The organism is Alloyangia pacifica, assembly GCF_900116195.1.
Lineage (GTDB): Bacteria > Pseudomonadota > Alphaproteobacteria > Rhodobacterales > Rhodobacteraceae > Salipiger > Salipiger pacificus.
Genome location: NZ_FOZW01000001.1, coordinates 221,029 through 233,811, shown reverse-complemented (window position 1 = coordinate 233,811; position 12,783 = coordinate 221,029). Strand labels below are relative to the sequence as shown.

Below are 12,783 nucleotides of genomic sequence, written 5' to 3'. Positions count from 1 at the left end.
GCGTTACGGACGAATACTCAGGCAACACCTTCGGACGGATGCGCGGACCTGAGCCGCGCTTCCGCCGCCCGCGCCAGCGCCTTGCGGTTGGCGAACTCCGCGACCCGCAGCGGATCGTGGTAGACCACCTCCACATACCCCTGGCGGCGCGCGCCCAGAACCCGCAGCAGATGCGGCCCCAGCGCCATGTCGCCCCACCATCCATAGAAGGCTGGATCCGCGCCACGCGGCGCGTGGTAGCTGACGGTGACCGGCTGAACCTGCATATGCACCCTCAGACCATCTGACAGGAACGCCTCAAAAAGTGTTGTTTTAAAAGGGAGAACTCTCAGTCCGTCCGTTGATGTCCCTTCCGGAAAGAACAGCAGACGGTCGCCCGCGAGAAGCCGCGCCTCGATGACCTTGGGCTGCGCCCTTGCCTCGCGCCGATCGCGGTTGATGAAAACCGTGCCTGTGAGTTTCGCCAGCAGGCCGATGCCCGGCCAGCCCGCTACCTCGGCCTTCGACACGAAGAGCACGTTCCGCCGCGCGTTGAGCGTGAAGATGTCGAGCCAAGACGAGTGGTTGGCCACATAGGCCCCCGGCCCGGACATGCGTGCGCCCCGCGCTGCGTGGCGCATGCCCAGAATGACAAAGACCAGCCGGCAGACGATCTGCGTCACGGCCGGAGACCAGACCCGGCGCCCGCCCCTGAACAGCCGTTCGACCAGAAGCACCAAGAGTTTCACCACGATCCCGCAAAGTAGCAGGAGCACGATGAGTAGCCCTCGCACCGTCGCCCGCAGGTAATCCGCCCAGCCGAGCGCGATCTCCGGCGGCTCGGCCCCACGCCAGGTCGGGCCCGCCGGACCAGCGCCGCCGGTCGGCTCTCTCACCCGCGCCCCCGCCGGACCCGCGCCGCCGCCTGTTCGTTCAGCCGCCGGGTGTCCATGACGAGGCAGACGTCAGTGGTGTTGAAGGCATGATCGACAAAGGCGCCATCCCCCACCATGCCGCCGAGCCGCAGGTAACCCTTGATCAGCGCCGGCGTCTCGACCATGGCGCGGCGGCGGTCGATCTGGTCCTCGGGCAGCAGATCCATCGGCTGGAACGCCCGGCTGCGCACGCGCAGCTCCTCGGGTGCGAGATGGCGGGCATGCAGCTGCGACAGCGGATGCGCCAGCGCCTGCACATCGGTGCCGTGGAAGGAGGCGGTACCGAAGAGGATCTCCACGCCGTGCTCGGCCACGTAATCCGACAGCGCCTGCCACATCAGCATGACCCCCGGCCCGCCGCGATACTCGGGATGCAGACAGGAGCGCCCCAGTTCCAGCAGCCGGCGACCGCTGGCGCGCAGCAGCTCGAGGTCATATTCGTCCTCTGAGTAAAACTGCCCCGCGGCCTGCGCCTGGTCGTCGCGCAATAGCCGGTAAACCCCCACGACCGCGCCGCCCTTGCGGGCATCGGTCAGAAGCAGGTGATCGAAAAATGGATCGAAGCGGTCCCGCTCGAGCCGGTTCTCGTGATCCACCAGCGCGCCGCCGCCGCCGAGCTCGTCAACGAAGACCTCGTAGCGCAGGCGCTGCGCCGCCGCGATCTCCTCCTCCGTGCGCGCCAATCGCACTGTCAAGTTCCTGTCGTCCAGCGCCATGGCCGCCCTCTGCTGCTTGCCGAGGTTCTAATGCGGCATGGCGCAAAGGAAAACAGCTTTTCCCCGCTCAGGGCCCGCCCCCGCCCGGTCGCGGTGATTTCCGAAAGCTTGGTTAACCATTCGTAAACGACTGCACCCTAAGCCTATACGTCGAACACCGGCAGGAGGGTCACGCGTTCACCATCGACCACGACCTTGCCCTGCTCCCTGAAGTTGACAGTGACACGGCCGCCGATATTGGATTGCACCTGCCCGATCCCCCAATCCGGTCTGTCGGGATGCTCCACCAGCATTCCCGGCTCCAGCAAGGCGTTGATATCGCTCATATCCATCCCCTTTCCACGAGGCTTTGATGCAACAGCTTAACGCCAAACTCGCGACGCTGGTAGCCTCGCGCCTCTGCCACGACCTTGTCAGCCCGATCGGCGCCATTGCCAACGGGCTCGAGCTTCTGACGCTCTCCGGCAGCCCACTGGACACGCCGGAGCTCGCCCTGATCAACGAGAGTTGCACCGCGGCGCGGGCGCGCATCAGCCTGTTCCGGGTCGCCTTCGGCCATGCCGAGGGCGAACAGATGATCGGCGCCTCCGAAGCTGGCCGCCTGCTGCGCGACTATTGCCAGGGCGGACGGCTGAGCTGCGACTGGCGGCGCCAGAGCGAGGCCCCGCGCCCCGAGGTGCAGCTCGCGCTGCTCGCGGTGCTCTGCTGCGAAAGCGCGTTGCCGATGGGCGGCCAGGTCATCGTCGAGGAGCTGGACAATGGCTGGCGGGTCACCGGGACCGGCAAGCGCGTCGCCTGCGATACGGCGGTCTGGGCCCTATTGGCGCGGCCCGGCAAGCTGCCCGCCCTCTCGGGCGCGCAGGTGCATTTTCCGATTTTCGCCGCCCTCGCAGAGGCGCGCGGGCGCAGCATCGCCGCGACCACGGGCGAGGCCGCGGTCACGATCGAGATCAGCTGAGCTCAGCCGCGCACCGCACCGTCCGAGCGCACCACGTACTTGAAACTGGTCAGCTGCTCGGCGCCAACGGGGCCGCGGGCGTGCATCTTGCCGGTGGCGATGCCGATCTCCGCCCCCATGCCGAACTCACCGCCATCGGCAAACTGGGTCGAGGAATTGACCATGACGATGGCGCTGTCCACGCGCTGGATGAACTTGTCGACCGCCGCCTCGTCCTGCGACAGGATGCAATCGGTGTGCTGCGAGCCGTAGCGACGAATATGCGCGATGGCGTCATCCTCGTCGGCGACGACCTTGGCGGCGATGATCTTGTCGAGATACTCGCGGCCCCAGTCGTCCTCGGTGGCCGGCACGACGCCGTCGATCTGCTGCAGGCCCGCGTCGCCGCGCACCTCGACCCCGGCATCGAGCAGCGCGCGGACCACGCCCTGCCCGATCGTCTCCACCGCCTCGCGGTGGATGAGCAGGCATTCGGCGGCACCGCAGATGCCGGTGCGCCGGGTCTTGGCATTGAGCACCACCTTCAGCGCGGTCACCGGGTCGGCAGCGCGGTCGATGTAGATATGTACGATGCCTTCGAGATGGGCAAAGACCGGCACCCGCGCCTCGCGCTGCACCAGGCCGACCAGCCCCTTGCCGCCACGCGGCACGATGACGTCGACATAGTCGGTCATGGTCAGCAGCTCCTGCACCGCCGCGCGCTCGCGCGTCGGCACCAGCTGGATCGCATCTTCCGGCAGGCCTGCCTTGCGCAGGCCGTCGACGAGACAGGCGTGGATCGCCGAGGAACTGTGGAAGCTCTCCGACCCGCCGCGCAGGATCACCGCATTGCCCGACTTGAGGCAGAGCGCCCCGGCGTCGGCGGTGACGTTCGGACGGGATTCGTAGATCACCCCGATGACGCCGAGCGGCGTGCGCACGCGCTTGATCTGCAGGCCACTGGGCCGGTCCCACTCGGTGATCACCTCGCCCACCGGGTCGCGTTGCGCGGCGATCGCGCGCAGCCCGTCGACCACGCCCTGCAGGCGCTCCTCGGTGAGCAGCAGGCGATCCATCATCGCCTCGCTGAGGCCCTTGTCGCGGCCGAACTGCATGTCCTGTTCATTGGCGGCGAGGATCTCGGCGCGGCGCGCCCAGACAGCGTCCGCCGCCGCCTCCAGCGCCTCGGTCTTGCGCTCTGGCGGGGTAAAGGCGAGCTCCGCGGCAGCGGCCTTGGCGCGCTGGCCGAGGTCGATCATGGTCGCGTGGATGTCTGTAACGTCTTTCATCGCTCTTTACCCTAGGTTTGGGGTTTGGAGCCTTCTTATAGCGCCGTGACCTTGGGGGATACAGAGCCGATTGCGCGCTGTCCCGATGGATCGCAGGGATGGCCGGAGGCGGGCCATGCGTATTTTCAAAGAGAAGAAGCGGCGGGCGATTCTGCGCCCCTCTTCTCTTTCCAAATACGCCCTTTTCGCCCGCCGCACCCGCGGCGCCGGGCAGGCGCGCTCAGAGCGCCATGTCGTCGCGGTGGATCAGCACGGCGCGGCCCGGATAGCCCAGAACCTGTTCGATCTCCGAGCTGTGGTGGCCGATGATCGCCTGTGCTTCCTCGGCAGTATAGCGGGTCAGCCCCTGCCCCAACGCGCGACCCTCGGCGTCACGGATCATCACCGGATCGCCGCGTCCGAAGGCGCCCTCGGCGCGGGTCACGCCGACCGGCAGCAGCGAGCGGCCCTGCGCCAGCGCGGCGGCGGCACCGGCATCGACGGTCAGCACGCCGCAGGGCTTCATCGCAAGGATCCAGCCCTTGCGCGCCGCGTGCGGGTCCATCTGCGGCGTGAACCAGGTGGCGTTCGCCCCCTCTTCGAGCGCAGTGAGCGGGGTCAGCACCGAACCTTCGGTGATCGCCATGGCACAGCCCGCACCGGTGGCGGTCTTGGCGGCCATGAGCTTGGTCTTCATCCCGCCCTTCGACAGGCCCGAGCCGGCGTCGCCAGCCATGGCCTCGATCTCCGGCGTGATCTGGTGGATGACGTCGTAGCGCCGCGCCTTCGGGTCCTGCCCCGGGTTGGCGGTATAGAACCCGTCGACATCGGACAGCAGGATCAGCTGGTCTGCCCCAACGGTGACGGCGACCTGCGCCGCCAGCCGGTCGTTGTCGCCGTAGCGGATCTCATCGGTGGCGACGGTGTCGTTCTCGTTCACGATGGGCACGGCGCCGAAGCCGAGCAGCGTTTCCATCGTGGCCCGAGAATTGAGATAGCGGCGGCGCGAGGCGGAGTCCTCCAGCGTCACCAGCACCTGCGCGGTGGTGATCCCATGCGGCGCCAGCGCCTCTTCCCAGGCCCGGGCAAGGCGGATCTGTCCGACAGCGGCGGCGGCCTGGCTCTGCTCGAGCGGCAATGCCACCGGCGGCAGCTTGAGGATGCCGCGCCCCAGCGCGATCGAACCGGAAGAGACCAGCACCACGTCGGCACCGCGGGCCTTTACCCGGGCCACGTCGGCGGCCATGGAGTTCAGCCAGTCCTGGCGCAGCGCGCCGGTCTGCTTGTCGACCAGCAGGGCCGAGCCGATCTTTACGACGAGGCGGCGCGCCTCGCTCAGGGTCGCCATGTGGTGTCTTCCTCGGGCGCCTCGCGCAGGCGCTTGTCGTCGATATGGGCGCGCAGCGCGCGCAGGACCTCGGTCACCCCCTCGCCCGCCGCGCCGGACATGAGCATGACCTTGCCGCCGGTCGTGGCTTCGAGTTCTTCTTTCAGGAAGGCCCGCTCCTCGTCGTCCAGCGCATCGATCTTGTTGAGCACGGTGACCCGCGGCTTGTCGGCAAGGCCCTCGCCGTAAGCCTCGATCTCGGTGATGATCGTCTGCCAATCCTCGAGCAGCGTGCCCGAGGTGCCGTCGACGAGGTGCAGCAGCACGGCGCAGCGCTCGACGTGGCCGAGGAAGAGATCGCCGAGACCGCGGCCTTCGTGCGCGCCCTCGATCAGGCCGGGGATGTCGGCGACGACGAATTCCTTGCCGTCCACGCCGACGACGCCGAGGTTCGGGTGCAGCGTGGTGAACGGGTAGTCGGCGATCTTCGGCCGCGCGTTCGAGGTCGCCGCGAGGAAGGTCGACTTGCCAGCATTGGGCAGGCCCAGCAGACCGACGTCGGCGATCAGCTTCAGCCGCAGCCAGATGGTGCGCTCGATCCCCGGCTGGCCGGGGTTGGCGCGGCGCGGGGCCTGGTTGGTCGAGGTCTTGAAGTGCAGGTTGCCCCAGCCGCCGTTGCCGCCCTTGGCAAGCAGGACCCGCTGGCCGAGCTCGGTGAGATCGGCGATCACCGTCTCCTCGTCCTCGTCGAGGATCTCGGTGCCCACCGGCACGCGCAGCACGATGTCGTCGCCGTCGGCGCCGGTGCGCTGGCGACCCATGCCGGGCACGCCGTTGCCGGCGAAGAAGTGCTGCTGGTAGCGGAAGTCGATGAGCGTGTTGAGCCCGTCCACCGCCTCGGCCCAGACGTCACCGCCCCGGCCGCCGTCGCCGCCGTCGGGCCCGCCGTATTCGATGAACTTCTCGCGCCGGAAGGAAGTGCAGCCTTTGCCGCCCTGACCGGATCGGATGTAGACCTTGCAAAGATCGAGGAATTTCATGGTCGGGCTTTCCGGCTGGGTGACGTCGCGACCCGCAATCGGTGCGGTTGCGGCGCGGTTTAGCGCGACTCGACGCGCGGCTCAAGTTGCGGGCCGGGCGTCATGGGGGCGCTGCCCCCGCCGCGCAGCGCGCGACTCCCCCGGGATATTTCAGCCATGTGGAAACGCAAGCGACGGCGCAGTGCCCATGGCGGGTCCCCAGAAAGCAGAAACGCCGCGCGGCCCGAGGGCTGCGAGGCGTCTGCGTTCCGAAGAAAGTGGCGCGGTTGACGGGGCTCGAACCCGCGACCCCCGGCGTGACAGGCCGGTACTCTAACCAACTGAGCTACAACCGCGCTTTTCTGCCGGTCTTTTATTCACGGTAGCGGTGGCGCGGTTGACGGGGCTCGAACCCGCGACCCCCGGCGTGACAGGCCGGTACTCTAACCAACTGAGCTACAACCGCTCGCTACCGTCTGGACTGTGTCCCGAACGTGGGGCGCTTTTAGGCGGGGGGCCGGACCCCGTCAAGCGCTTTCCTAGGGGCAGTTGCGGATTTTTCTGCGGGACCCGAAAATTCCCCTGACAGAATGGATCTCAGGCCCGAAACGATGGGGGGCGTCAGGTCTTTGCATGTGCTTTTCAAAGACTTACGCAGAATCTCGCGCGCGCGGCTTAGACAGTGCGGGAGTCACTGCACCGCCGCGTCGCGCGCCATGCGCTCCAATTCCGCCGAAATAAGAATGATCCGCGAGACCTGCCCACGGGTGTCGCTGCGCGCCAATTCGTAGGCACAATGTTCGAGCAGCGCCGCGGACAGGCGAAGCAGCTCCGAAACGGCGCTGCTGCCCTGCATCTGATGCGCGATTTCGATCACTTCCCGGAATGCGTTGCCGTCGACAACGGTGTCCCCCGCTGAATTAATCATTACCCAACCCCCTGTTCACACAATCTCGCGTCTGTCCGGCAACGAAAGGTTTCGGCAGATGGCACCGCCATCGGGCACGACCTAGCACCACCTTCGGGTGGTACATGCTCGTGGCATGGCTCATTGTCGCATTGCTCATTATCGCATGGCGCCCCGAAACCTTCGCATCTTTCTTTCGGGCTCCCCTACCCGACCTGCCGATCTTCAGGGGCAAGTCCTCTCTCCTGCCCCGTCCAGTGTCTCGAAATGCGGCCCGCACCTGAATTCGCCGGAGCGGCTCCTGCGACCGCGGCAGCAGAACGCCTGACGCGGGTCAGCGTCAGGATAGCATGATACGCGCCCAGAAAAAGACTTATTTTGCCGATGATCCGCGCGCCGCGTCGTTGCAACCGGGTGAGAGCGCACGTCTGCACGGCCGATGTCCCCTTGTACATCCCGCGCCGAACCGACAGAAAGATCACGTTATTGCAGCAACATACGCAAACGGTACGGTTTGAAGGCACTTCTGTATCAGGATCTCGGTCTGATCGATTTGACCGGTCGGCGGATCCACATATGCGTGGCGCTTTTCGCCTCACAATGCACTCAAAGGCAGACTTGGCGATACCTTGCCCTGGTCCTGATTGTGCTTTTGGCCGCGGATCCGGTGGCGGTCTCGGACCGCGTGCCACGTGCCGCCTACTTCTCCGCCTGGGTGTTCGGGCTTGGCAGCTATTTCGGCAGCCAGTTCTTGCTGATGCTTGGCGTCGCAGCGCTGCGCCGCAGCCTGCCGCGTATGCCTGTCTACTGGCCGGTCGTCTCCTTCTTCGCGCTTGGCCCCACTTTGCTTTTGCTCGACCATGTCCTGCGGCGTGGCCTCGGCTCCTCGATCTCGCCACAGCTGCTGTCGAACATCTTCTACCTGCTGATCATCGCGGCGGTGTTCGAGACCATCTTCATGAGGTTCGTGTTCATCCCGGATGAGGGCCCGGAGCACCCTCGGGACCCCGAGGACGCCCTAGACGCCCTGGACACCCCGGACACCCCGGGCGCCCCCGCTCCGGAGAGGCGCGTCCTGCACATCGGAGCGCACCCCGTGCCGCTCGACGAGCTGATCTACCTCGAGGCCCGCCAGCACCATGTCTGCGCCGCACTGGCCAGCGGCTCCCTGACGCTGCGCAGCCGGCTGGCGGATGTGCTGGCCCAGACTGCGCCCGAAGATGGCGTCCAAACCCACAGATCCTGGTGGGTCGCACGCCGGGCCATCGAGGGCCTCGGGCACCACGGCGGCAAGCCGGTCGTGCTGCTGAAGGGCGGCGTCGCGGTGCCCGTGGCGCGAGGCCGGCTCGACGAGGTAGAGCGGTGGTGCGCCGGACATCTGGGCGGGCCGCAGTGACAGGACCAACGGTCGGACGCGCTGCGAATTGAGCGCACGCGCGACGCAGCGCTGCCCTTTACCCCGGCGCGCGCTTTTCCTATATCTTCGCTCAGGAACCCCGAGGAAGGACCCGCCATGACCGACGCACCGCTCGAAGGCGCCCCGCTGATCGCGCCCTCCAGCACCGATCACCCGCTCTACGATTCGGTCGTCGAGGCCTGCCGCACCGTGTTCGACCCGGAGATCCCGGTGAACATCTACGACCTCGGCCTGATCTATACCGTCGAGATCGCCGGTGAGGGCGAGGTGAAGGTGATCATGACCCTGACCGCCCCCGGCTGCCCCGTGGCCGGCGAGATGCCGGGCTGGGTGCAGGACGCCATCGCCTCCGTGCCGGGTGTCAAGGACGTGGACGTGGACATGGTCTTCGATCCGCCCTGGGGCATGGACATGATGTCCGACGAGGCGCGGCTCGAGTTGGGCTTCATGTAAACACGCCGACTACCGACCCCGACCGACGCAAGGCGCGCCCTCGTGGCGCGCTTTTTTTTGCCGCGCCCCTCCGCGTCCGGCCCTTGTTCGCGCACGGTGGCCTCGTCTCCCTGCGCGAGGGAACCCGCACGCGGCACCGGGAGTTGAGCGGCGATGATCCTGCTGACCCGCCTCCTGTCGCTGACGTTGCTTGCAGTGCTGCTGTCGCTGCCCGTTTCAGCGCGCGCACAGAACGAGGCGCTCGACCGCTGGTACGAGGTCGAGATGGTCAACCCGGGTCTCGGCTCCGCTCCGCAGAACATCGACCGGACCACACCTAGGGCCGCGCTGGAGAGCTTCCTCTTCCGCGCCGATGCCGAGGACTGGGAAGGCGCGGCGCATCTGCTCGATTTGTCCAGCATCGAACCCGGCGAGCAGGCCGAGCTGGGCCCCGAGCGGGCGCGCCAGTTCGCCACGCTCATGGATCGCAAGATCATGATCGACTGGTACGACCTGCGCGACCGGCCCGACGGCGTCGATGCCCGGACGAAGGATTCGCCCATGGCCGGCGAGCCGCGCCGCTCGCTGCTTCTCTGGTACGTGAAGCTCGGCGACCGCCCGGTGCCGATCCGCATCAACCGCGTGAAACCTGCCACCGGCGAGCCGGTCTGGCTGGTTTCCCGCCAGACCGTGCAGGCGCTGCCCGCGCTCGCCGATGCCTTCGGCCCGACGAAACTCGAAGAAGCCCTGCCCGCGCCGCTGCGCGAACGCGCCTTCTGGGGGCTGCGCTGGTGGGAGGTGGTGGCGCTGCCGATGGTGCTGATTCTCACCGGCGTGATCGGCATACTCGTGAACGGCCTGATGTCGCGCGGCCTGAACCGCACCCTGCGCGATGCGCCCTACTCGATGCTGGTGGCGCTGCGCGGGCCGGCAACGCTGGCGGTGGTCAGCGCCTCCATGTCGCTGCTCACGAGGCACGTCTTCGTCTTCTCCGGGCGGATCGATACGATTCTCTCGCCGCTGATCATCCTCGGCTTCGTCGCGACCGTTCTCTGGCTGGTGATCAACGTCGCCGACGTGATCCTCAACCGGCTGGTGAAATTCGACGGTGACGAGCTGGCCGAGATGGGCGAGGGCCAGGAGCAGCGGCGCAACATCGCGACGCGCGTCTCGGCGGCGCGCCGCGCGGTGATCGTGCTGGTGGTGCTGGTGGGCGCTGGCATCGTGATCAGCGAGGCCAGCGTGATGCGCTCGCTTGGCATCTCGCTGATCGCCTCGGCCGGTACCGCGACGATCATTCTCGCCTATGCCGGGCGCAACGTGCTGACCAACATCATGGCCTCGATGCAGATCGCCCTGAACCAGTCGGCGCGGATCGGCGACAAGGTGATGTTCAAGGGCTACCTCTGTTCGGTCGAGCGCATCCATTTCACCTACGTGCAGCTGCGCGTCTGGACCGGGCAAAGGCTGGTGGTGCCGGTGGTCGACTTTGTCGCCGAGCCCTTCGAGAACTGGACCATGCAGGAGCATTTCCTGATCCGAGAAGTGGTCCTGCGCCTGTCGCACAGCGCGAAGATCGAAAAGCTGCGCCAGCGCTACGAGGAAATTCTCGACGACATGGAGGGGCTCGCAGACCGCCCCGAATCGCGCGGGGTCTACGTGTCGCAGCACGACGTCTTCGGGCAGGAAGTGCTGTTTCTCATCCCCTGCCCCGATCCCAATGTCGCCTGGTCGCTGGAATGCGAGGCGCGCGAGCGCCTGCTCGCAGCGGCGCAGGAACTCGACAGTGCGGCCCAGCCGATCTTCCCCGAGCAGCCGCCGGCCGAGGCCGCCTGAACAGAGCCGCTCAGGGTGCCGGCGTGTCGTTGATCCGCGCCGTCAGCACGTGGTCGCGCCAGCGTCCGCCGATCTGCAGGTAGTCGCGCGCCCGCCCCTCGACCTCGAACCCCAGTCGCGCCAGAAGCGCCGCGCTGCGGGTGTTCTCGGGCAGGTGGTTGGCCATGATCCGGTGCAGCCCGGCCTCTTCCTCCAGCCAGGGGATCACCGCCGAGAGCACCTCGTGCATCAGCCCCCTGCCCTCATGCGCACCATCCAGCGAGTAGCCCAGCATGCAGGCGAGGAATGGCCCGCGCACGACATTGGTGAAATTCGCCACAGCGAGAATCGCCGAATCGCCACGCAGCCGCGCGACGAAGCGGTAGGCCCGCCCCTCGACGGCCTCGGTGACGTAGCCCTGCACGCGCGCCTGCCACTCCGCGGCCTCGTGATAGCCCTCGGGGCGGCGCGGCTCCCAGGGTGCCAGATGCGCCGCGTTGCGCAGGTAGTAGGCCCGCAGCGCAGCCGCGTCGCTCTCGGCCACCGGGCCGATCAGGGTGCGTTCGGTTTCGATCATGGGCCTCGCCTGTCTGCCGCCGCCGGGGCTTTCGGCTATCCTCTCCGCCCGCCGGGCTGTCAAGCAAGCGCCGGCGCTGACCACCCCTTGTTTCCCGCGCGGCAGAGCCTTAAATTCCTGACAAAGCTCATAGGAGATGCGAATGTTCGGCATTCCCGGAAAACAGGCAGTCACCATCACGCCCGCCGCGGTCACGCAGGTGCGCAAGCTGATGGAGCGCGACGGTCGCGCAGGCCTGCGCATCGGCGTCAAGAAGGGCGGCTGCGCCGGCATGGAGTACACCATGGACTTCGTCGACGAGGCGGAAGCCAACGACGAGGTCGTGGAGCAGGACGGCGCGCGGGTGCTGATCGCGCCGATGGCGCAGATGTTCCTCTTCGGCACAGAGATCGACTACCACACCTCGCTGCTGGAATCGGGGTTCAAGTTCAACAACCCCAATGTCACCGACGCCTGCGGCTGCGGCGAGTCGATCAAGTTCAAGGACATCGAAGAACTCGAAGCCGAGCGCCGCACCTCGGAATAAGCGGCGGCCGGGTCTCCCCTACGCGGAGTCGCGCCCTATCTCCTTGATTGCGCAACCAAGCTTGACGCTGACGGCTGCGCCGCGATGATACGCGCGAACAGCAACGAGAGGAGCGACGATGCGCAGGAAACTTGCCGCCGGAAACTGGAAGATGAACGGGCTGGCCGCCGCGCTGGATGAGCTCGAGGCCATGTCCGGCGCCGCCGGCGGCGCCGCCGAGGTGCTGATCTGTCCGCCCGCCACGCTGGTATCGCAGGCGGTCGCCGCGGCCGGCGACATCGCCATCGGCGGCCAGGACTGCCACGCCAAGGCGTCCGGCGCCCATACCGGCGACATCTCGGCCGAGATGCTCAAGGACGCCGGCGCCAGCTACGTGATCCTCGGCCATTCCGAGCGCCGCACCGACCATGGCGAGACCGACGAGGACGTGCGCAACAAGACCCGCGCCGCCTGGGATGCCGGGCTGAGCGCCGTGGTCTGCGTCGGCGAGAGCCTCGCCGAGCGCGAGGCCTCCAACACGCTCGACATCATCGCCGGCCAGCTCGCAGGCTCGATCCCCGACGGCGCGACCGGCCACAACCTCGTGGTCGCCTACGAGCCGATCTGGGCCATCGGCACCGGCAAGGTGCCCACCACCGACCAGATCGGCGAAGTGCATGACTTCATGCGCGCCAAGCTCGAGAGACGCTTCGGCGAAGGCGTCGGCCGTTCGGTCCGGCTGCTCTACGGCGGCTCGGTGAAGCCGGGCAATGCCGGGGAAATCTTCGCCGTGTCCAACGTCGACGGGGCGCTGGTCGGCGGCGCGAGCCTCAAGGCGGATGATTTCGTCCCGATCATCGAGGCGCTTGGCGCAGGCTGAACCGGCACGACATTGCGTATTTTAAAAGAGAAGAAGCAGGGGGTGGCGCGCCGTTCCCTGCTTCTTCTC

General features: G+C 67.3%; 14 protein-coding genes and 2 tRNA genes. 6 read left to right on the top strand and 10 right to left on the bottom strand.

Features of this window, described 5'->3' with window-relative positions; translation table 11 throughout:
* Nucleotides 1-17: 17 nt before the first annotated feature.
* From olsA to BM397_RS01155, 3 genes are all read right to left on the bottom strand, one after another.
* Nucleotides 18-875, bottom strand: coding sequence for a lyso-ornithine lipid O-acyltransferase (gene olsA, locus BM397_RS01165; RefSeq protein ID WP_092426381.1), 858 nt, complete (start codon nt 873-875; stop codon nt 18-20).
* Nucleotides 872-1,630 carry an L-ornithine N(alpha)-acyltransferase gene (gene olsB / locus BM397_RS01160; RefSeq protein WP_092426383.1) on the bottom strand — a complete coding sequence of 253 codons (759 nt, stop codon included), beginning with the start codon at nt 1,628-1,630 and terminating at the stop codon, nt 872-874. Before olsB ends, olsA begins: the two co-directional genes overlap by 4 nt.
* A 143-nt stretch (nt 1,631-1,773) precedes the next feature.
* The gene (locus BM397_RS01155) at nt 1,774-1,956 is read right to left on the bottom strand and encodes a DUF3553 domain-containing protein (protein WP_092426805.1); all 183 of its coding nucleotides are present in this window, start codon (nt 1,954-1,956) and stop codon (nt 1,774-1,776) included.
* A gap of 26 nt (nt 1,957-1,982) precedes the next feature.
* On the opposite strand from BM397_RS01155, the gene BM397_RS01150 reads away from it, so the two are divergent.
* Nucleotides 1,983-2,588 (top strand): histidine phosphotransferase family protein, encoded by a 606-nt coding sequence (locus BM397_RS01150; protein WP_092426385.1) that lies wholly within the window; start codon nt 1,983-1,985, stop codon nt 2,586-2,588.
* 2 nt (nt 2,589-2,590) lie between these two features.
* Here the strand turns inward: BM397_RS01150 and BM397_RS01145 are convergent, their stop codons facing one another.
* The 6 genes from BM397_RS01145 to BM397_RS01120 all read right to left on the bottom strand — a co-directional run bounded on the left by BM397_RS01145 (nt 2,591) and on the right by BM397_RS01120 (nt 7,109).
* Nucleotides 2,591-3,856, bottom strand: a complete 1,266-nt coding sequence (locus BM397_RS01145) for a glutamate-5-semialdehyde dehydrogenase (RefSeq protein ID WP_092426387.1) — start codon at nt 3,854-3,856, stop codon at nt 2,591-2,593.
* Nucleotides 3,857-4,076: 220 nt separating this feature from the next.
* On the bottom strand, nt 4,077-5,183 hold the full coding sequence (gene proB / locus BM397_RS01140; RefSeq protein WP_092426389.1) for a glutamate 5-kinase: 1,107 nt from the start codon (nt 5,181-5,183) through the stop codon (nt 4,077-4,079).
* On the bottom strand, nt 5,171-6,202 hold the full coding sequence (gene obgE, locus BM397_RS01135) for a GTPase ObgE (RefSeq protein WP_092426391.1): 1,032 nt from the start codon (nt 6,200-6,202) through the stop codon (nt 5,171-5,173). Before obgE ends, proB begins: the two co-directional genes overlap by 13 nt.
* A 258-nt stretch (nt 6,203-6,460) precedes the next feature.
* Nucleotides 6,461-6,537: transfer RNA gene (locus tag BM397_RS01130), tRNA-Asp, on the bottom strand.
* A gap of 33 nt (nt 6,538-6,570) precedes the next feature.
* Nucleotides 6,571-6,647, bottom strand: a tRNA-Asp gene (locus BM397_RS01125).
* 225 nt (nt 6,648-6,872) lie between these two features.
* On the bottom strand, nt 6,873-7,109 hold the full coding sequence (locus BM397_RS01120; RefSeq protein ID WP_092426393.1) for a hypothetical protein: 237 nt from the start codon (nt 7,107-7,109) through the stop codon (nt 6,873-6,875).
* Between the two features lie 631 nt (nt 7,110-7,740).
* On the opposite strand from BM397_RS01120, the gene BM397_RS01115 reads away from it, so the two are divergent.
* The 3 genes from BM397_RS01115 (at nt 7,741) to BM397_RS01105 (ending at nt 10,773) form a co-directional block, all read left to right on the top strand.
* Nucleotides 7,741-8,484, top strand: a complete 744-nt coding sequence (locus BM397_RS01115) for a LytTR family DNA-binding domain-containing protein (protein ID WP_176806708.1) — start codon at nt 7,741-7,743, stop codon at nt 8,482-8,484.
* Between the two features lie 117 nt (nt 8,485-8,601).
* The gene (locus BM397_RS01110; protein ID WP_092426397.1) at nt 8,602-8,958 is read left to right on the top strand and encodes an SUF system Fe-S cluster assembly protein; all 357 of its coding nucleotides are present in this window, start codon (nt 8,602-8,604) and stop codon (nt 8,956-8,958) included.
* 153 nt (nt 8,959-9,111) lie between these two features.
* Complete coding sequence (locus tag BM397_RS01105) at nt 9,112-10,773, top strand: mechanosensitive ion channel family protein (RefSeq protein WP_092426399.1); 1,662 nt, start codon at nt 9,112-9,114, stop codon at nt 10,771-10,773.
* A 10-nt stretch (nt 10,774-10,783) separates the two neighbouring features.
* Here the strand turns inward: BM397_RS01105 and BM397_RS01100 are convergent, their stop codons facing one another.
* On the bottom strand, nt 10,784-11,329 hold the full coding sequence (locus BM397_RS01100; protein WP_092426401.1) for a GNAT family N-acetyltransferase: 546 nt from the start codon (nt 11,327-11,329) through the stop codon (nt 10,784-10,786).
* 142 nt (nt 11,330-11,471) lie between these two features.
* On the opposite strand from BM397_RS01100, the gene BM397_RS01095 reads away from it, so the two are divergent.
* Nucleotides 11,472-11,855 (top strand): HesB/IscA family protein, encoded by a 384-nt coding sequence (locus BM397_RS01095; protein WP_092426404.1) that lies wholly within the window; start codon nt 11,472-11,474, stop codon nt 11,853-11,855.
* A gap of 118 nt (nt 11,856-11,973) precedes the next feature.
* Nucleotides 11,974-12,714 (top strand): triose-phosphate isomerase, encoded by a 741-nt coding sequence (gene tpiA, locus BM397_RS01090; RefSeq protein ID WP_092426406.1) that lies wholly within the window; start codon nt 11,974-11,976, stop codon nt 12,712-12,714.
* Nucleotides 12,715-12,783: the final 69 nt, after the last annotated feature.